Annotated in this window: 20 protein-coding genes, 1 tRNA gene and 1 pseudogene; 16 read left to right on the top strand and 6 right to left on the bottom strand. The window is 39.3% G+C overall.

Annotation, left to right across the window (positions count from 1 at the left end; genetic code table 11):
- Positions 1-97: 97 nt before the first annotated feature.
- The 5 genes from HWQ23_RS09695 to bchM all read left to right on the top strand — a co-directional run bounded on the left by HWQ23_RS09695 (position 98) and on the right by bchM (position 2268).
- The gene (locus tag HWQ23_RS09695) at positions 98-460 is read left to right on the top strand and encodes a DUF4288 domain-containing protein (protein WP_292826990.1); all 363 of its coding nucleotides are present in this window, start codon (positions 98-100) and stop codon (positions 458-460) included.
- A gap of 59 nt (positions 461-519) precedes the next feature.
- On the top strand, positions 520-795 hold the full coding sequence (locus tag HWQ23_RS09690; RefSeq protein ID WP_292826987.1) for a hypothetical protein: 276 nt from the start codon (positions 520-522) through the stop codon (positions 793-795).
- Positions 792-1112 carry a DUF433 domain-containing protein gene (locus tag HWQ23_RS09685; RefSeq protein WP_292826984.1) on the top strand — a complete coding sequence of 107 codons (321 nt, stop codon included), beginning with the start codon at positions 792-794 and terminating at the stop codon, positions 1110-1112. The genes HWQ23_RS09690 and HWQ23_RS09685 overlap by 4 nt, the downstream gene beginning before the upstream one ends.
- A complete protein-coding gene (locus tag HWQ23_RS09680; protein ID WP_292826981.1) occupies positions 1109-1321 on the top strand; it encodes a DUF5615 family PIN-like protein in 213 nt (70 codons plus the stop codon). Before HWQ23_RS09685 ends, HWQ23_RS09680 begins: the two co-directional genes overlap by 4 nt.
- A gap of 260 nt (positions 1322-1581) precedes the next feature.
- The gene (gene bchM / locus HWQ23_RS09675) at positions 1582-2268 is read left to right on the top strand and encodes a magnesium protoporphyrin IX methyltransferase (protein WP_292826978.1); all 687 of its coding nucleotides are present in this window, start codon (positions 1582-1584) and stop codon (positions 2266-2268) included.
- 57 nt (positions 2269-2325) lie between these two features.
- Here bchM and HWQ23_RS09670 read toward each other — a convergent pair whose 3' ends face one another.
- The 3 genes from HWQ23_RS09670 to HWQ23_RS09660 all read right to left on the bottom strand — a co-directional run bounded on the left by HWQ23_RS09670 (position 2326) and on the right by HWQ23_RS09660 (position 8279).
- Positions 2326-3810, bottom strand: coding sequence for an AAA-like domain-containing protein (locus HWQ23_RS09670; RefSeq protein ID WP_292826976.1), 1485 nt, complete (start codon positions 3808-3810; stop codon positions 2326-2328).
- A 167-nt stretch (positions 3811-3977) separates the two neighbouring features.
- Positions 3978-6941: an ABC transporter substrate-binding protein gene (locus tag HWQ23_RS09665; RefSeq protein WP_292826973.1), complete on the bottom strand. Its 2964-nt coding sequence runs from the start codon at positions 6939-6941 to the stop codon at positions 3978-3980.
- 33 nt (positions 6942-6974) lie between these two features.
- On the bottom strand, positions 6975-8279 hold the full coding sequence (locus tag HWQ23_RS09660; RefSeq protein ID WP_292826970.1) for an AAA-like domain-containing protein: 1305 nt from the start codon (positions 8277-8279) through the stop codon (positions 6975-6977).
- A 378-nt stretch (positions 8280-8657) separates the two neighbouring features.
- On the opposite strand from HWQ23_RS09660, the gene HWQ23_RS09655 reads away from it, so the two are divergent.
- The 3 genes from HWQ23_RS09655 to HWQ23_RS09645 all read left to right on the top strand — a co-directional run bounded on the left by HWQ23_RS09655 (position 8658) and on the right by HWQ23_RS09645 (position 10179).
- Positions 8658-9137 (top strand): hypothetical protein, encoded by a 480-nt coding sequence (locus HWQ23_RS09655; protein WP_292826967.1) that lies wholly within the window; start codon positions 8658-8660, stop codon positions 9135-9137.
- Positions 9138-9187: 50 nt separating this feature from the next.
- On the top strand, positions 9188-9568 hold the full coding sequence (locus HWQ23_RS09650) for a DUF423 domain-containing protein (protein ID WP_292826964.1): 381 nt from the start codon (positions 9188-9190) through the stop codon (positions 9566-9568).
- 392 nt (positions 9569-9960) lie between these two features.
- The gene (locus HWQ23_RS09645) at positions 9961-10179 is read left to right on the top strand and encodes a hypothetical protein (RefSeq protein ID WP_292826961.1); all 219 of its coding nucleotides are present in this window, start codon (positions 9961-9963) and stop codon (positions 10177-10179) included.
- A 234-nt stretch (positions 10180-10413) separates the two neighbouring features.
- On the opposite strand, the gene HWQ23_RS09640 is transcribed toward HWQ23_RS09645, so the two are convergent.
- Positions 10414-10875 carry an SET domain-containing protein-lysine N-methyltransferase gene (locus HWQ23_RS09640; protein WP_292826958.1) on the bottom strand — a complete coding sequence of 154 codons (462 nt, stop codon included), beginning with the start codon at positions 10873-10875 and terminating at the stop codon, positions 10414-10416.
- 655 nt (positions 10876-11530) lie between these two features.
- Between HWQ23_RS09640 and HWQ23_RS33635 the strand changes: the two genes are divergently transcribed.
- Complete coding sequence (locus HWQ23_RS33635) at positions 11531-11680, top strand: hypothetical protein (RefSeq protein WP_472850392.1); 150 nt, start codon at positions 11531-11533, stop codon at positions 11678-11680.
- A 342-nt stretch (positions 11681-12022) separates the two neighbouring features.
- Positions 12023-13057: an L-histidine N(alpha)-methyltransferase gene (gene egtD / locus HWQ23_RS09630; protein WP_292826955.1), complete on the top strand. Its 1035-nt coding sequence runs from the start codon at positions 12023-12025 to the stop codon at positions 13055-13057.
- Positions 13058-13366: 309 nt separating this feature from the next.
- On the opposite strand, the gene HWQ23_RS09625 is transcribed toward egtD, so the two are convergent.
- Positions 13367-13714 (bottom strand): hypothetical protein, encoded by a 348-nt coding sequence (locus HWQ23_RS09625; protein ID WP_292826952.1) that lies wholly within the window; start codon positions 13712-13714, stop codon positions 13367-13369.
- Between the two features lie 547 nt (positions 13715-14261).
- On the opposite strand from HWQ23_RS09625, the pseudogene HWQ23_RS33630 reads away from it, so the two are divergent.
- The 3 genes and pseudogenes from HWQ23_RS33630 to HWQ23_RS09610 all read left to right on the top strand — a co-directional run.
- Positions 14262-14411, top strand: a pseudogene (locus tag HWQ23_RS33630) (indole-3-glycerol phosphate synthase TrpC); the annotation flags it as partial.
- Positions 14412-14879: 468 nt separating this feature from the next.
- Positions 14880-15485: a GerMN domain-containing protein gene (locus tag HWQ23_RS09615; protein WP_292826949.1), complete on the top strand. Its 606-nt coding sequence runs from the start codon at positions 14880-14882 to the stop codon at positions 15483-15485.
- A 171-nt stretch (positions 15486-15656) separates the two neighbouring features.
- Positions 15657-15728, top strand: a tRNA-Gly gene (locus tag HWQ23_RS09610).
- A gap of 18 nt (positions 15729-15746) precedes the next feature.
- Here the strand turns inward: HWQ23_RS09610 and HWQ23_RS09605 are convergent.
- On the bottom strand, positions 15747-15929 hold the full coding sequence (locus tag HWQ23_RS09605; RefSeq protein ID WP_292826946.1) for a hypothetical protein: 183 nt from the start codon (positions 15927-15929) through the stop codon (positions 15747-15749).
- Between the two features lie 109 nt (positions 15930-16038).
- Here HWQ23_RS09605 and HWQ23_RS09600 point away from each other — a divergent pair, with 109 nt between their 5' ends.
- From HWQ23_RS09600 to HWQ23_RS09590, 3 genes are all read left to right on the top strand, one after another.
- Positions 16039-17220 carry a low temperature requirement protein A gene (locus tag HWQ23_RS09600; RefSeq protein WP_292826943.1) on the top strand — a complete coding sequence of 394 codons (1182 nt, stop codon included), beginning with the start codon at positions 16039-16041 and terminating at the stop codon, positions 17218-17220.
- A gap of 394 nt (positions 17221-17614) precedes the next feature.
- Positions 17615-17833 carry a hypothetical protein gene (locus HWQ23_RS09595; protein WP_292826940.1) on the top strand — a complete coding sequence of 73 codons (219 nt, stop codon included), beginning with the start codon at positions 17615-17617 and terminating at the stop codon, positions 17831-17833.
- Between the two features lie 218 nt (positions 17834-18051).
- On the top strand, positions 18052-18228 hold the full coding sequence (locus HWQ23_RS09590) for a hypothetical protein (RefSeq protein ID WP_292826937.1): 177 nt from the start codon (positions 18052-18054) through the stop codon (positions 18226-18228).
- Positions 18229-18396: the final 168 nt, after the last annotated feature.

Here is an 18396-nt window from a genome sequence, read left to right as displayed (position 1 = left end):
GTATGGTTTAATTTAGCTCACAAATCGGCTAGTGGTAAAAAAGCTTGGAAGTTATTGAATGATAATAGATTCAAAAAGTAGGTGGGGAGAACATGAGATGAAAACTGAAAGTGCAAATAAAGCAGAATCCTTCTACATTGCTATAATTGTCTATAAATCATCTTCAGATAAAGATGATTATCAACCTTTGTACAAAGAAAGCTTTGTTTTGATTAAAGCCACTTCTTTAGAGGAAGTAAAAGCAAAGGCTTTAAATCATGGTAAAAATGAAAGCGTCAGCTATACAAATGAAAATGGAGAAACTATTACTTGGTCTTTGCAGCAAGTAGTAGACGTAAATTCAGTTTTGGATGATGACTTTGATTCATCTGAGGATATTGTTGATTTATATGCTCGACATTTTCGAAATTATGACGCTTACCAGTTATTTGAGCCATTATTGTCTCAAGAGCAATTTTAGGATTTACGCATTCTCTGATCGTCAGCTATAATTACTCACAACATTTAATAGAGTCAACTATGACAACTCCATTGCTGCCAAAGCTTAACGCTCTACCTGCTAACTTACCTTTAGAGGGTGTAATCAGTATTGAGTTGCAAGAGGGAATACCAATTTTTAGAGCTTCTAGCATTGTCCAGAATCGCATTGAAGCTTTACTAGCGAAACAACAAATTTCTTCACTCAACCCAGAAGAAGAACAAGAACTAGATAGCTACGAAGAAATTGATGATTACCTGAGTTTTCTGAATCGTCTAGCTCGCAATCTTTTACAAAATCCAAATAATCAATTATGACCGAAACTACAACCACCGAATATAAACATATCCTAATTAATGAAGGTAATGTTCCTTTCATTAAAGGAACATCTATGAAAGTTGTGGAATTAATTACTTCAGTTCATGCTTATGGTTGGAGTCCAGAAGAATTACATTTTCAATATCCACATTTGAGCATGAGCCAGATTTATTCTGCTTTAGCTTATTATTGGGAACATAAAGAAGAAATTGATGCTGATATGCAGCGACGCTTTGACTATGCGGAAAGATTACGTTTAGAAGCCGGAGAATCTCCATTTTCTAAAAGACTCCGTGCTGATGGATTAATTAAATGAGTATTAGTCTTTATATTGATGAAAATGTCCATCGAGGTATTACAGATGGATTACGGATTCGGGGTGTAGATGTATTAACAGTACAAGAAGATGGGCGAACTAGCTTTCCTGATCCTCTTATACTTGATCGTGCGACAGAACTTGAGCGTGTTTTGTTTTCCCAAGATGACGATTTTCTAGCTAAAGCCAACCATCGTCAAGACAAATAAATAAAGTTTTCTGGTGTTATTTACGCTCATAAACTCAGAGTTACTGTTGGCGATTGTGTTCGTGATTTAGAAATTATTGCTAAAACAGCCTATGCTGAAGAATTAAGCGATCGTGTTCAATACTTACCTTTGTAAAGTTCGTGGAGAACATAAGATGGAAACTAAAAGTGCAAATAAACTGTAAAAATCTAGAAGACCGCTCTTATAGGTTCCTATCAATGATAATTTGAAGCATTGGGAACCCCTAAAAATCAAAGTTTATGAACGTAGCCGACGATAAAACGATTGTTCGCGAGTATTTCAATTCCACAGGATTTGACCGTTGGAAGCGAATCTACGGCGATGGCGAAGTCAACAAAATCCAACTAGACATCCGCAATGGACACCAGCAAACCGTGGATACAGTTCTCGGCTGGCTGAAGGCTGATAACAATTTATCAGAGCTATCAATCTGCGATGCTGGGTGTGGTGTCGGTAGTCTTAGCATCCCTCTAGCGGTAGATGGTGCCAAAGTCTATGCCACCGATATTTCTGAAAAAATGGTGGAAGAAGGCAAGGATAGAGCCAAGCAAACCTTGCCAAATGCCGAAAATCCCACTTTTGCTGTGCAGGATTTGGAATCGTTGAGTGGTAGTTACCATACTGTTATTTGCTTGGATGTTCTCATCCACTACCCCCAAGAAAAAGCCGATGAGATGATTTCTCACCTTTGTTCTTTGGCACAGTCGCGGATAATTCTCAGTTTTGCACCGAAGACCTGCGCCCTGAGTATACTCAAGAAAATTGGCAGTTTCTTTCCTGGCCCAAGTAAAGCGACTCGTGCATATTTGCATCGTGAGGCTGATGTGGTGAAAATTTTAGAAAGTAATGGCTTTTCATTGCAACGACAGTCTATGACTCGGACTCGTTTTTATTTTTCCCGCCTACTGGAAGCTACACGTAAGTGAGGTTAAAATCGCAGCAAGATGAATACTATACTATACCTTTGCTGCGATTTGACAATCTCAAGGCTTAACACTGGTAGGTATTCCAGTTGGCGCTAAGTTCTGTTTTTGCTCTTGGCGAGCGCTCTGATTGGGAGCATAAACAATTATTATAAAGGAAGCGATCGCAGCTGCTCCCAAGAGAGTTATTCCACCAACTAACCAGATTTCACCTTTCGGCAGATGAATTTTATTCCTTAAAGCTTTGATAGAGGATATATTGTTATCAAAATTCTGAGGATGGTGATTCAAAGTAAGGCTTTGAATCTGACTAGTTTTTTTTTGATCTATTAATCCGTTTATGCCTTTCTTACTTATTTGAGGTATTTGATTCAGCGTTTCGGAGGTAGAATCAATTTCTTGTTTATCTAGTTTCTCTAATTCCCTGATTTCTTGCCATAATGGATGACGTTGCAGTAACCAACGGCGGACTAATTCTATTTTCACTTTATTGGCTTGTTCGTTTAAAAAGCCTTTGAATGCTAGTTCTCTAGTTAATTTTTCCAGCAAATCTCTTGGCAAAACATCATGGCTTTTAAGCACCAGCAATGGGTCTTTTTGTAGTTTTTGGTCTTTTTTTTCAACAGCTATCTTTTGCGCCTCAGCAACCGCAGAAAAAACTACTTTCTCTGGTACAGATAAAGCCTCCCAGTACCATGCAAAGCCAGCTTCGGCAAGTTCAATAGCTTTATCTACAATAATTTCTACATCTTCTTCAGTAACTTTCCATTTTTCTAGTTCCCGCGCTCTACTGAAAACCGCGAAACATAAAACTTGAATAAAATATGGATGTCCTGCTGATAAGTCAGTGATTGCTTTTATGGCGTTTGGTTCGTATTTCAAAGAATCCGCAGCAGGTTGGATAATCAACTGCTTAACACTCTCCTCATCTAGTAGCCCAACTTCTGCAATGGGTACATCCTGAAATATTTTTAGTAAATTTGATATATCTGCTGATTTTCTCCCAGCAAATATAATCACAAATAATCTTTGGTTTTTAGAAATAACATTTCTTAATTGCTTGAATAACGATTCAATTGTTGCACCTATATAATTATTATTTAAAGCATCAAATTCATCTAACAACAGTACTAAATTACTCTCGTTTAATTTTTCATAAACCTGAGGTAAAAACTTATTGCAAAAAATATCTTTTTGTTCTTGTATCTGTTTGACTGTTGGTACTTCTACCTCTAAATCTAAACTCAATTGTTCGACAATATTTTCTGCTAAGTTCTCTAATAGATACTCAAGTTTTTCTTGACTATGATACTCTAAATCAAAGGTAACAAAAGCAAACTTATCCAGTTTGACGAGTTGAGGAATATTATGCAGCAAGGATGACATACCAATACGTCGTTGTCCGTGCAGTAATATGACTTTCTCGCCTCGTCTTAGATTTTCCTCAATAAACGTTAATTGCTCTTGTCGTCCAAAAAACAAATTTGGTTCACCAATGGGACGACCGATGATATAAGGATTTCTTTGAGACTGTAATGGTATCATAAATAATATCTGCGATAGGTTTACTGGGCAGCCTGTGATTTTTAGCTAGATCCCCGTAAGCTGTTACAGCGCAACAAAATGAGGAAAATTTTCCTTTCGTTTTTACCCATAATCTCCATTATGGCTTATAGTAGTTGACTGGTTCATGTTACTTTATTAAGTTTTCCCTAATTTTGCTTTGGTATAACAATAAACTTTCCATTGTGAACCATAATCAGTATTTCTTCTCTTTTCACTTCTCTCTTTTCGTCAAACATAAGCTCTTCTCCAGAGGTGTCATTTGATGAAACGTGGACTTGCGGTAAATTTGCTAAAACTGTTTCCTGAGATAGATTTGAGGAGTTCAAGGATAGTCTGAAAGACTCAATAAAAGCCTTAGTAGCGTCAAAGCTGGTTGCAGTGCGCCAACTAATATCACCGCCCCATTGTTTCTCAGCTGTTTGTGCAAAGTCCTTGGATTTTTCTGCTTCGCGAAACCAAGGTACAGATAAAACTAAATCTTCTAAAGCATCACTATATTTCTTCAAGAATGTGTCGTTATAGAGAACATCACCTCCTAATAACTTGAGTCTTTGAATATTAGGTCTGTTTTGTTGCAAGCTATCTATTAATTCTTTGTGAACTTTAGCAATTTCACCAGCAAGTTCGAGATGACGCGTATCTGGAAATAATGCGATCGCTTGTGCTGGATTTGGAGCCAAAATAATCTTTTGAACCTCCTTATCTACATTAAGGTCTTGGCTTAAGTTAATACATTGCCCACCACCCACTATTTCACCACCTAACTTTTCATATTTAACCCTAAACTCTTCTCTCATGGTTCCACTATATGGATCACCAAGGTTACAAAAAATTGCTATTTTCTTTAAGTTTAGTTTCCAGGCATATTCAGCTAAGTTTTCACCAGTCACCTTATTTGAATTTACGGTTCTAAAAAAAACAACTGAGCTTTGAAACTCTGTACTGCTGCTAGTGGATGAGATTACTGCTAAATTGGCTTTTGTGTATATCGGCAAGGCTACATCAGTAACGTTACTAGAACCATGCCCTATAACTCCTAATAATGATTTATCATGTACTAATTCATCTGCTACTAGTTTTGCTGTATCCTCGTCGTTCTTATCATCAGCAATTACAATCTCTAGCAATCGACCGTTTAATCCGTTTTTTTTGTTAAACTGATTTTGTGCCTGTGCTATGCCACGTAACATTTCTTGAGCAGAGTTTGTTGCGTTTGTTGCTGGTACTACAACTGCCAAAGTTAAAGGATTACCATTTTGACGGGCAAGTGCATTGTTTTGGTAAATTAATACTTCAGGGTCAGGATGATTATTGTCGGAGAAAGCTTTTTTAAAGTAATTTTCAGCTTGTGTGTAATTACCATTTTTAAAGCTGTCAATACCTTTGTCACGATCGCTATTTTGGATGTCGCGAAATAAAGTGCGATCGCCCCTACTAATTATAGTGTTACTATTGCTTGGACTAGGCAAAATAATATTTCTACAGAAAATTGGTGGGCAACTATTAAATAACTTAACACCAGCAAATAGACTCCCAGCAATACCAATCAACACTAGGATCAGGAGTGGTATTGGGAACCTCACAATTTGCTTTTGTTTATTAGTGCTAATATTATTTTTCTTATCTTGAAGAGTTTTTATGCTTGCTAGATCCTGTTTCGCTAAACTATTTACGGGATCAATCGTTAAAATTCTTTTGTACTGCTGCTTTGCTCTTTCGTAATTTTCTTGGGTGAGCAACAAATGTCCATATTGATTTAACACCTGTATAATTTTTTGTTGATGGCTTACTGGATCTAGTTTGTAAGCTCGCTCGTAAAGTTGTAAAGCTTTATCAAAGTTTGCTAGGTACAAGTATTTTTCTGCTAACTCCACTACAGTGCTGAAGTGATTAGGATTTAGCTTTAGAACCTGTTCGTAAATATTTAATGCATTCTCATGTCTATCTGCCCCCCAACAATTACGGGCTACAGGCAATAGCTGCTCAACATTTTCTTCCTCCAGTGTCTCCAAAGTCCTAACTTCATCGCGTAATTGATGACGTTGTAATAGCCAAAGACGAAATAATTCTACTTTCACCTTAATGGGGTTACTATCCAAAAAACCTTTACTAATTAAGAGTTGGATCGCTTCTTTCAAAGGATCTGTTAGCACCAGTCCATAGGCTTCAAGTAGCTTGAAAGGGTTTTCTAAGGTATTTTGTTTTTGAGCCTCGGCGACTGCTAAAATCACCACTTTTTCTGAGATACTCAGCCCAACCCAAATACTAGCTAATCCGGCTTCAGTTTGTTCAATTGCTTGGTTTACAACATCACTTACACAGGCTGGTATAACCGTCCAACAACTTTCATCCCTTGCTTGATTGAAAATTGCATGGCATAAGGCTTGGGTATAATAGGGATGTCCTGCGGAAAATTTCAGAATTTCTTCTATAGTTTTTTGTTGATATAGCAAAATATTTTCAGCAGGTTGAGTAATCTGTTGTTTAGTACTTTCGTAATCAAGTAAACCTATTTCTTGATATATTCCACCTCTAAATGATTGCACCAAATTTGGCATAGAATCTAGGTATCGCCCAACTACTGCAATGAGAAATAATTCTTCATATTGCCTGACTAAATTTTCTAAAAAGCGTAAGAATGCAAAAGCTGTTTCTGTATTAGTTTGCGTAACAACATCAAACTCATCTAACAATAAGACCAGATTTTTATTGCCCAGTGAGTCCAAAACCGTCGGTAGCAATCTCCGGGCAAAAATTCTGGGATTATTGTCTAAATCTCTCGGTTGCAGAGAATTCAGTATACTCCTGTCTACGTTAAGGTGTTCACAAATAGCACTAGCGATCGCATACAGAATTTCACCTAGACTTGAAGAACCGTGTTCTTGCAGATCACAATGCACAAATAAAAATTCATCTTGAGATATAAAAAGGGGAATATTTTTGAGGACAGAAGATTTGCCTATACGTCTTTGACCGTGTAATAGAATAAATTTTGCATTCTGTTGTAAACTATCTGCTATGGTTCTTAAGAGAATTGCTCGCCCGAAAAGCTGGTCTTTATTTTCAATCGGAGGGCCTATAATGTAAGGGTTTCTGGTGTTATATGCCATATCATTTATTTCTTTTTTCAGCCATTACTTCCACTAAACAACAAAAAACTTCAGAATTTTATCTATTATAGGATAAACAAATTTCAGGGCTGAGAGGACATCACTTTTATGATTTCCCACCCAAACAATAGCGTTTCTCATGTTCTCAGTTTGTTGATGACTCATGAGATTGAGAAATTCTCTCTGTCTGTTTCTCAAGGAATCTTCATCAGAATTCCAAATCTCTTGAATTACCCACTCCTCCATCAGTGATGAAGTAAAAAGATAAGGAATATTCACGTTATTGGCTGCACGTTTAATCACCCCCTGCTCCTCTAGGTTAGTCAAATTTCTTTCGCTTTGGGTAAAAATCAGGTCAACATCTTTTAAGTCATATCGTCTTCTTTCATGTAGACGACCTCTCAATTTTGCCAGAGCCATTAACATCAATAAATTCCGCTCTTTGTCGTCACACCTTTGCCAAGTATTATCAAAAAATTGTTTAGTACTGCTTTCAAATTCCCGAACAAATTCTTCTATCTGAGGTGGCCTGTCATTACGTAGATTTTGATATAACAGAAAACTGGCAATTTGTAGTAGATATGGATGTCCTCCAGCAATTTCTTCTATTGCTTGCCGTAATTCTGCTGTGATTGGTTTATTAAATGGTTGCAGTAGTTGCTCAATTTCCGTCTTGTCAAATGGTTTAATTTGTTTAAATAAATAATGGTTATACCAGGGAGATTGGTTAATATTGAGGGGTGGGCTAAGGTCATTGAGGCGTTTTTTAGAAGTTACAATGATTGAAAGATTTCGTTTTTCTTCCACCGAGTAAATAGCCAAGTTACGGCATTCACTCAAGAACAGTTGCATATTTTCTTCAGAGTATTCCTGGTTTTGAAAAACAGCTGCATCATAGTCATCTACTAGCAGCACCAAAAATTTTTTTCTTTGCCCAAGTTGCCCTAAGAATTGACGTAGGCTGTCTCTAGATGCTCGACTCTCTACCAAAACAGTTTTAATCTGATCTTGTAATTCTGGTTCAGTGTGCAGACTATCTTTCAGTAAGCTGAGTACTTTTATCCAAAAGCCAGAGGGAGTAAAAGGCTCAATTTCCTCACAACTAAAGCGGACTATCACTGCTATCGATGGATCTAATCCTTGCTCTATCCAAGTCTCAGGGCTAGCCAATTTTGCTAAAAAGGAAGTTTTCCCTGTTCCCAATCCGCCCCATACTGCCAAGTGACTGCGAGTATGGATCAGATCAAAGGCTGTTGCTATGAGGGAGTTTCTCCCTACAAATCTTTCTGGTGCAATGGGAGTTCCAACAACGAAAGGATTTTGTGAGTTTGGATACATTCGGATTTCCCTAGTTGTACGTTGTACGGTATTTGACGTTTAATTTTTAGTTTTGTATATTTGCAGGATGGTGATATTGATGGTTTTGTAAAATGTGCGCTTACCCATCTTTTAATTATTGGGCACGCAAAATTACCGTCTCACAACCACCCTAAAATTGTGTAACGCCGAATTTTTATAAGAAAGTAAGTATATTAAAATATTACATGATTGCTGGGTACGTTGGACGCGATTAATAACCCTGCTTCTTCAAGCAAGGTAGGCAAAAAAGTCTAATGCAAAAGCTAAAAAACTGTCGCTGGGAGTAGATTGATATATTGGAACCTTTGCGAAAGTCAGGTTAAAATCGCTAGCAAAGTGTAAATCTAAAGTGGAACTATGAAAACTGCGGAAAAATTGGCTGCCGGTTGGCTACTGACACTCGGATTCATGTTTTTAACGCTATCAGCAACAGCGACATTGGAAAAATTTGCTGCACGTAAAGTATACATGCCAGTGCAAGATGCGGAGACTTTTACCGCACCAAATGCTACTTATGAAGAAGATAATAGTGCTGTAGGTGGTCTAATTTTTGGCGTTCCTACCCTAACACTGGGTACATGGTTAGCATTGGGATTGTATCGTCAAAGCCGACAGGAGAAAAAAGCGCTTAATCAACAAGTTAGCGATCGCCTGCAATCAATTTTTTATGAGATGCTACAAGAGAATCAGGGGCGCGTAACTGTTTTAGGCTTTGCAATGCAGTCACAACTACCCGCAGCCAACGCCAGACAATATTTAGATCAAAAAGCTAAAGAATTCAATGCAAACTTTAAGGTGAACGAAGAAGGGGCTGTATCATATCATTTTGATGTCTAATTGATATCTAATCGCCTGTTAAATTCCACACCAAGTTACAGCTAGGTCTAATGACGCAAATTTTTTTGAGCGTAGCTGCCATTTTAGGCGGTTTGTCAGTTGCTGCTGGTGCTTTTGCTACCCATGCCTTGCGGGAACAAATTAGTAAGCGATCGCTAGAAATTTTTGAAACTGGCGCTCGTTACCAAATGTATCATGCGCTAGCACTTTTTCTCGTAGCACTCCTAATTAGTCGCAGCGAATTCCCTCAACCCACTCTCGTAGCCAGTGGATGGCTGTTTATCATTGGCATTGCTATTTTCTCAGGAAGCTTGTACGCCCTTAGCTTAACTGGTATTAAATCCTTCGGAGCGATCGCGCCACTAGGCGGTGCAGCCTTTCTTGCTGGTTGGGGTGCTTTAGCTTTTGCTGCTTGGAATTTGAAGTTTTGACACTCCCACACCTTAAAGGTGTGGGATTCTTCTTTCAACCAGCCAACTTATTTAGAGGAGTTTCCCCACCATTACAGAGGTCGTTCTGTCCAGAAGCGTTGATTTCGGTATGCCCTACCGTATTTTTGAGTCCATTGCTTAAAAACTCTTGACTCCTAACTCCATTTGTTGGAAGCTCAATTCCCTCTTTTTTCAGAAGGGAAAGGGGAAATTAAGTATAAAAAGTAATAATTAAGCAACAAGAATATTTTCCCACAAACAGGATTGTGGAATTCATAAAACTTATATCCGTAATCTTACAGAAGCCATCAATACAAAAAAACAATAAACTGCATAGAGATATTACTAAATAACAGCTAAAAAATTTTACATTTGTAATATGATTCAGACCTATGAAACGGCGCAACTTTATTTGGTATTCGCTACTGTTTGCTGCTGGTTGCACAACAGGAGTAAATTATACTAATAATAGCTCCGATCAGATGGGAATAACTACACCAAAAAATCTCAAATTTGCAGTTACAGATGTCACTGGAATTAAAGACTTGCAACGAGATTATGGAGTTTTTCGCACCACATTAGAAGAGATATTAGGTATAAAACTTGAGTAGTTATTATTGGAACTATGCTGTTATCAGCTGCGATCGCAAAAGGCCACCAATCAAAAACCCCGTCGTCACAAGAGACGCTACGGGGTTAATTGGGAATTATCGGGTATTGATCAAGTTCATCTGTCATGCCAGCCTCATTTAGCGTCTCTCTCAGCTTGTTATAGGTGGCTAGCGATGGATGGGATAGGAAGAAGTCATTAATATCACCTTAAAAATCATTAACTTAGATTATCTCTAAATGCTGAAGTCTTTTAAGTAATCAGCAATAAAAATACCATACTTTTTCCTGAGTTGAGTAGAACGAAACTTAAATCCTAATGTTTTAACTCTACAGTTAGAAGCGCCACAACAACATTCTGGAATAGCAATAGAAATGTATTCTGTTGTTTCATAATCCCATGTAATTTCACTTCCTTCATTTATATCTATCAAGGCGACAAAATCATATGCTCCAAATTCATTATTCCGAATTCCCGTATTTGGACTACAAGAGTGATTGATTAGTCGTCCTGGTTCATCTAGTTCTATATGTAAATCAATGTCTATTTGGAAGGAGTGATTAGTTCTTTCTGGTAGGTTCTGGACTCGGTGTCCAATCACTACCTTCTCACCTTCACGGAAATTCCGGTTGGCAAAGACTCCTCTTCCTTTATCTGTAATCTCTATTTTGACATCGCTCAAACTTTTTACTTTCATACTTCATACTCCATAAGTAGGTGGGCGGGAAAATTTATAACGGGTAGTTGGGCATTACCTTGAGACATCAGCGAATTAGCAGTTGGGAAAACCCGATACAGAAGGCAACTTGGTATCTGCAACAAGTGTGTGAACATTTGTTCGATTTATTACAACTTCAGGATAGAAAACAGGTACATAATTTGTCATTGGTGTTTTAACTGAATATTACGAAAGGGCTTTATTGGGTATTTTTACGGTAAATACAACATACTTTATTCTTAGTTTCTACATAAACTAAGCAGGTGTGTGGGAAAATTTATAAGTATGTAACGAAAATTTAATTTGATCTTTAATGGATTATGTAAAATTATTATTTTCGCAAAACATTACACAGAAAAATCCGCAGCACTTTAACCCAAAATTTTTATGAAAAAATTAATGGCAATACTGACTCGCAACACATTTTTGCGTTTTTATTTTCACAAGGTGAAATTAACAAACTCCGACCTCCAGAGTACGCTTTACGCAGCACATTATTAACGCTTTTAGAGATGGCAAAACGCTATCAAGTAGAAGCCTCAGTCAAGGTAGTTTTTAGTGACGGACATCGCCTGATAGCTTCTCGTTTTGCTACCATTGTCTGACCGCCTGCATCTCTTTACTGGTAGGACTTATGCAAAATATCTCTCAAACTCCTATTTCTCTGTGTCGCGCCAGTTGCTTCAAGTCGGGGAACCCGCCCAACGCACTGGCTTCTCTGCGCCTCTGTGGTAGCCTATGGCAAGCCGCTCCGCGTCTACGTTATTCCGTAACTCTTGCGTAAGTCCTAACTGCATACGAAATAATCCGACTTTCGCAAAATCTGTAATTATTGCGTCTGAACCTCTATTTATAGGTAATTGGATTGCTTGCCCAGAAAATAGCATCATTAGTGTGGGAGCAGACTGTGAGATCCAAATTGAGCAAATCTACTGTGAAAGAGGTTAGCAATAGTACTTAAGCGCTTACTTGCTGTCATTTTAATGGGGAAATGCCTACAAATAGCACTAAAGCTTGAGCAATATTGCTCAGGCATGATTTTATTAGCTATGACTATGTGTTTCACTGATTGGGGTAAAGTTCTGCCATCAAAGATAGCCTATTACGCCAAGCAAATGGAGGTTTAATGTCGATATCTAAAGCTGCTAACAGCAATGTTACTTCTCAAAACAGCGTTGAAAAACGCTTGCAGATAGAGCGTTTGGTAGGAGCAACTCAAATAGTTGCACCTAGTGCTGGAAGTGATGTGGTTAAGGGATTGACTCAAACACCTAAATCTCTACCCCCCTGTTACTTTTATGATGACCGTGGTTCTGATCTGTTTGAGCAAATCTGTGATTTACCAGAATATTACCTCACACGCACAGAAACAACGATTTTACAGCAGTTTGCTAGTGAAATTGCCAAGATAACTGGCGCTTGTGAATTGGTAGAACTTGGTAGTGGCAGTTCTAGCAAAACCCGCATTCTACTAGATGCCTACCAAAATCTAGGCTATCCCTTGCACTACCTACCAATTGATGTGTCTGGAGGTATGTTGGAAAGTAGCGCCAAGCAGTTATTAGAAGATTATCCTTTACTGCAAGTTTATGCACTAGCGGGAACTTATGAATTAGCTCTTGCACAACTCCTACCGACGCAATTACCCAGTCGGATGATTTGTTTTATTGGTAGCACTTTAGGTAATCTTAGACCTGATGAGTGTGATGTGTTCTTCTCTCAAATTACAGAAGCCCTACAAGTAGGTGAGTATTTCTTGCTGGGGATAGATTTACGAAAGCCGAAACAGATTTTGGAACCAGCTTATAACGACAGCCAAGGAGTGACAGCAGCATTTAACCTCAATATGCTGGAGCATTTAAATCAGCAGTTTGAGGGGAATTTCGACACCACGCAGTTTGAACACTGGGCGTTTTACAATGAAAGTGAGCATCAAATAGAAATGCATTTACGCAGCGTGCGATCGCAAATTGTAGAATTACGCGCTCTTAACCTCAAGGTTAATTTTGCGCTAGGTGAGACTATCCTCACCGAAATTTCTCGCAAATTTGACCTTAAGACTATCAAGCAGCAACTCACCGCACAGGGTTTATTACCTCTTCATGTGTGGACAGATGCAAATCAATGGTTTGGTTTACTGCTCTGTCAGCTGCAAGCATAAAGCAAATTAGGCTATGTCTCATATATATAGTGGTTCTCTGTTGAGTCCAATATAGACCTAACAAAAACAGCCCCAACACTTGTAGCGTTGGGGAGTAACACTCAAAGCCTCTCTCCTAAAAGGAGAGAGGTCAAAGTATATTGCATAAAAATCAGAACCGCTATAGATGATATTCGTCCCACCTCAAGAAGAGAGATTCTAATTGTTCTCTCTGCTTGGAGTAGTATTTTCATTAGGTAATGTTGTATATCATGTACTAATGCAGATTCCTATCAGCCCAAGCAAGTAAACTAAATGTTGAGCCGCTAATTATTGCCGCATCGAAGGTGTGGGAAAAATTCTGCTGGATATAGGAATCCTTGGCTGAGGCTTAGTTGCAGTTATATTGGCATTAGCAGCAGAAGAGTTATTAGCTACTTCAGAGAGAATAGATGGTTTGCTATTAGTAGAATTGGCAAAATCACTCAATTGGATAGCAGAAGGTGAATTTGAAGATATGGAACTAATATTATCAGTATTTTGACTGTTGGTTTTTACCGGAGTTTCCGCTTGAGATGGAGTAACGATGAAAGTCGAGCTTGTTCCTACTACTAGTATGAGCAAATGAGAAATATATTGTTGCATGGGTATTGGTAAAATGGGTTGATAAATCTTCAAAGCTTAAAGAAGTTGGTTGGTTCTCAGTTAGGAATAAAACCGTTCAAAATAAAACCGCAATTTCCCAAGATAAATCATGACGCTGTGTCGAATAAAAACTGACCACAGCGATTTCTAAATGAATAGACTACTAGCGTTTAGTACATTAATTCGCTAACAACAACCGAACCTCCCCCAATCACCTTTCCTATAAGGCAAGGGGAAGCTAAACTTCTCTTTCTTAAAAAGAGAGCGGTTATTTTAAGACTACTGAATCGGTCTTATCGGGAGATGGCAAATAGATACACCTGGAATAATTGACGTTTTTTCATCAACTAAGCCAGCACAACTATTAATATTTTAGTTAGATTTAACTTGTTACTAAAAGAGGAATCTTACTGAACTTTTTCAAAAAGCTGATTTAGGGAAAATCAACTCTTAATTCGCATATTTAACTAAGTAAAGCAAAAAGTATATGAAATTTTAATAAAATCTGAGTTTGATGAAGTAGCTTCTGTAAATAAATACGTGTATACGTTCACCAATAGATACTAATCTGACTAGCGCAACTGGGCAACTACTGGCGGCTAGGCGAATTCAACTGCAAAGCTTGGGGATTATCGTTGTCAGTGAGTCTGGCTTGTATACACCTGCTGATTTATTCTTTGTAGCTGAAACTGGTACACATGCCGTTATACTTGGCGAGTCTCTAGTTTAATAAGAAGATGTGCAAGCTTTTTGGGATTGGCGTAGACGCAAAGCGGTGAGGGGGTCGCAGTCTTCTCTACGAGACCGGAGGCGAAGGCGGTTCCGGTCGTTAGCGGAGCCTCTTCTCTACGAGACGCTTCGCGAACGAGTCTTGCCTACGGCACGCGCCTTGGGCGACCGAGCGTCTTGCGATAGCGAAGCGTTAGCGAGTCTTCTCCCAAGGGGAGACGCCAAGGGCGAACGAGCGTCACCCCCGTTAGCGAAGCGGTAGCGACGTAGGAGCGTCACCCGTAGGGCTTGTCGTCAGACATCGCTCCTTGAAGCGCAGATGTTGTAATTTCGGTCTATAGTACAACCTTCGACTTTAGCAGATTTCGGGTTGACACTTTATAGACTGGCTCAATATTCAGAAATTTATGCGGAATTGATACCAGCGACACGGAAGTTGATAGCAGCAATATCACTTATTAGCAAAATTATGAACACAACCAAGATATATTTTTTACCCCTTATTTTTGTGACAATGATTGTCAGCCTCAGCAGTTGCAGTTCTAACCCCACGGCTCGTAATATTGACAGTGGAACGCCATCCCCCAACACAACACCGACGAATAGCGTATCGTCTCAGACTCCCAGCCAAAATCCTAGCGTAGCTCAGTTGAGAGAAAAATCTCCTTATCAAGAATCTCCTAAAGAAAATACGCCTTCCTCATCAACTCCTAAAGCTATCACTAGCAAAACTACCAACGTTACAATATACACGAGTGATACTCAATGTCAAGAACTAATTCCAGAAAAGGTTTCAGTACCAGCCGAGAAACCAGTGACAAATGTAGTGAGTAAAATTTTAGAAAAACGAGATACAAGCGACTTTAGCTTGTCTGGGTATCGTGTCAACATCAAAAATGGCATTGCGACAGTTGATTTGCGAATATCTCCTGAGTCAAAGCGGCAAATAGCTTCTCTTTCTAGTTGTGAACAGTTTGCTCTGTTTGGCAGTCTCCGCAAAACCCTAACAAGTAATGCCCAATGGAATATTAAAGAGGTTCGCTTCACGGAGCGCGGTGAGGACATTGTTCTTTAGTTAAATATGGTAGTAAGTGCCGTCATCAGCTAGCTAAAAAGATATCCCAATCTGAACAGCCAGATGACTCATGCATCAGCAGTTGCCAAAACAGTCTATGTTCTAGCCAATTGAAAACAGCTGTAAATAGTGCTATGCTTCATTTTAGCCCTAAGTTTATGGCAGCAATTCGCGGGTGTAATTCAGTGGTAGAATGTCACCTTCCCATGGTGAACGTCGTGGGTTCGAGTCCCATCGCCCGCTTTAAAATCTGTACAGTGACTATATCATCTTCTGCGATCGCCACAATTTTAGATCGCAATCAGGATTATTTACAAATTCAATATTTAACTCCACTTCTGCGAACGGAAAAACTAAAACATTTTCGACAATAAATTCAAGACCATACTTTGTCGAGGCAATTGCGATCGCTTTTTCGAGGTCGGCAGGATTAACGACTCCCAATTTAATATTATCAGCAGTTTTTTAACAATTTATGCACAAGTATCTAGGTACTCGCTAATTGATCGCAGCTAATGGTAAAAAACAATTAGCGATTCGCAATTTTAGCACTATGGCAAATTTTCTCCAACCGCCAAGGTTACGCATTGGTGAAGACACTGAAGAAGAACGACGCGCCACTTGGCTAGAACTTTTTTATGATTTGGTTTTTGTAGTTGCAGTTTCTCAACTCGCCCACAATCTCAACGAAGATATCTCTCTATCAGGATTGTTTGGGTTTGTAGTTCTATTTATACCAGTTTGGTGGTCATGGATTGGCACTACATTCTACGCCAACCGCTTTGACAGCGATGATGTCGGACATCGACTGCTGATTGGTATACAAATGCTGACAGCAGCAGCAATGGCTATTAATATCCACCACGGTTTGGGTGAGAGTTCCCCTGGTTTTGCCATTTCCTATGCTCTCGGTCGGGTTGTGCTTGTAATAGAGTACGTCCGTGCTGGAATCTATATTCCTTCAGCGCGTCCTTTGACCACTCGCTATGCTATTGGTTTTGCGATCGCAGCCTTCTTCTGGTTAATATCAGCATCTATACCCATTCCTTGGCGGTTCGGATTTTGGACAGTGGGAATCATTATTGACTTTGCCACACCCTTAATAGGACGTAAGTTTCAGATCGGGTTACTCCCCCACGCCTCCCACTTACCGGAACGTTTCGGGCTATTTACCATTATTGTTTTGGGGGAAGCAATCATTGCAGTGGTCAATGGTGTTTCTGAGCAGAAATGGGATACTTTAACTGTGATTTCTGGCGTGTTTGGTCTAATTATCGCCTTTAGCTGGTGGTGGGTCTATTTTGATAATCTGGGTGGCACACCGATTGTGATGGCGCGAACACATGGAAAAATTGGTGTTGTCAATCTCTGGCTTTACACCCATTTACCGCTAGTGATTGGGATTGCTGCTGCTGGAGTCGGCGTAGAACAAATTTTATTGAGTCAGCCAACTTTACCACTACCCGATTCCCAGCGATCGCTCATCTGTGGTTCAGTAGCATTATGCTCTCTATCTGTCAGCATTCTCCACAGATTTGGGGTGATCCGTTATTGCAAAATCCGTTCCCAGTATCGACTTGGGGGTGCAGTTGTGTTGCTAGCGATCGCCATCTTAGGCAAAGGTTTGTTACCTGTTGCAGTCATTGCCCTTGTCGCTGTAGTTTCTGCTGGCCAAGTAGTTCAAGATTTGTATCAGAGTCGTCCCACTACCCGCTTGGTTGACCCAGAAATCTAGCTCATAGCGCAGTGGCGCACATCTGTGCGCCACTGCGATCTATCCACGTAATTTCAATATGAGTCATTTTCTGAGACGCATCTATCCTATAGAGTATTTTTTAATTTTATAAATAAATATTTATATAGTTATTTAAAGATTATGTAATCTCAGCATTCAAACCCGACGCTGTAATGCTGATCACTCAACGCCTTGCCGTCTATCAAGGTGACAAAACCAAAGGAGGAATGTCAACATTAGGAGATGTACCTTTGGTTTATTAAGTCAAGTAGCTGAAATATTTATTAATATTATTAATAGGAAGTGTAAATTCAGCGTCAGGAGTCCGAAAAAATTCCTAATGACAGGTATTTCGCATCAATCACCAAATTCTTCACCAACGGAACAGTAGATCATGAAAGACCAAGAACCATCAGACTCTAAGCAATTCGTCGGGAATCTCAAGAATGGGATTTGGCTGTTTGGGCTGTCATCTTGGGTATTTGGCATTACTGATCGCAGTATTGCTTCATTTGCGGATGGTTATCTATCTGCTTTGGATTTGACGCAACTATTCACAGCAGCTACGTTCTTTGTGGCTTGGCTATTTTTGAAACCGACATCTAAAGTTTAAGATCGGCGACTGGTTGAGTACGTTGATGAATCATCAGTTACTTTCTAAAAATACATTGTAGCAATGTGTATTATTTGAGGAGTAGTTATGAGTACCACAAGTTTTCGGCTGGATGATGGCAAGAGAAACTTGACACCACCGCTACCCGCCTTCAGCATTTTAGGGGCTGGATAATCAACGATGCCCTACGCCAGTATATTCAGGAGCACAAACAGCAGATGATCGAAGAGACCCCGATCGCGCGTCCCCTTTCGGAGGTTGAGAATGTCCGTGAACTGGTGGCTGGTGATTATGTTGTTCGATATCTGCTGCGCCTAGAGGAGGTAATCCAAGTGCTACGGGGCATGGCAAGGAGTTTCCTAATTTCGAGTAACCGACTCGCCACATTCCAATAGTTCTACAAAAATTTTTCTAATTTTCCGGAATTGGTCACGCTGAGGTGGTAGTCTCTATCAGGCTACGGATTTATACTGAAACTCTATAACAAACCTTCGGGGAATATAACCCCATTTCAGATTAAAAGCCCGGTCATCATGGCCGGGCTTTTGACACAATACGCTTGG

Origin of the sequence: Nostoc sp. JL33 (assembly GCF_017114985.1) — a bacterium.
GTDB lineage: Bacteria > Cyanobacteriota > Cyanobacteriia > Cyanobacteriales > Nostocaceae > Nostoc.
The sequence above is the reverse complement of the archived record's forward strand: the minus strand, read 5'-3'. Positions and strand labels throughout refer to the sequence as shown.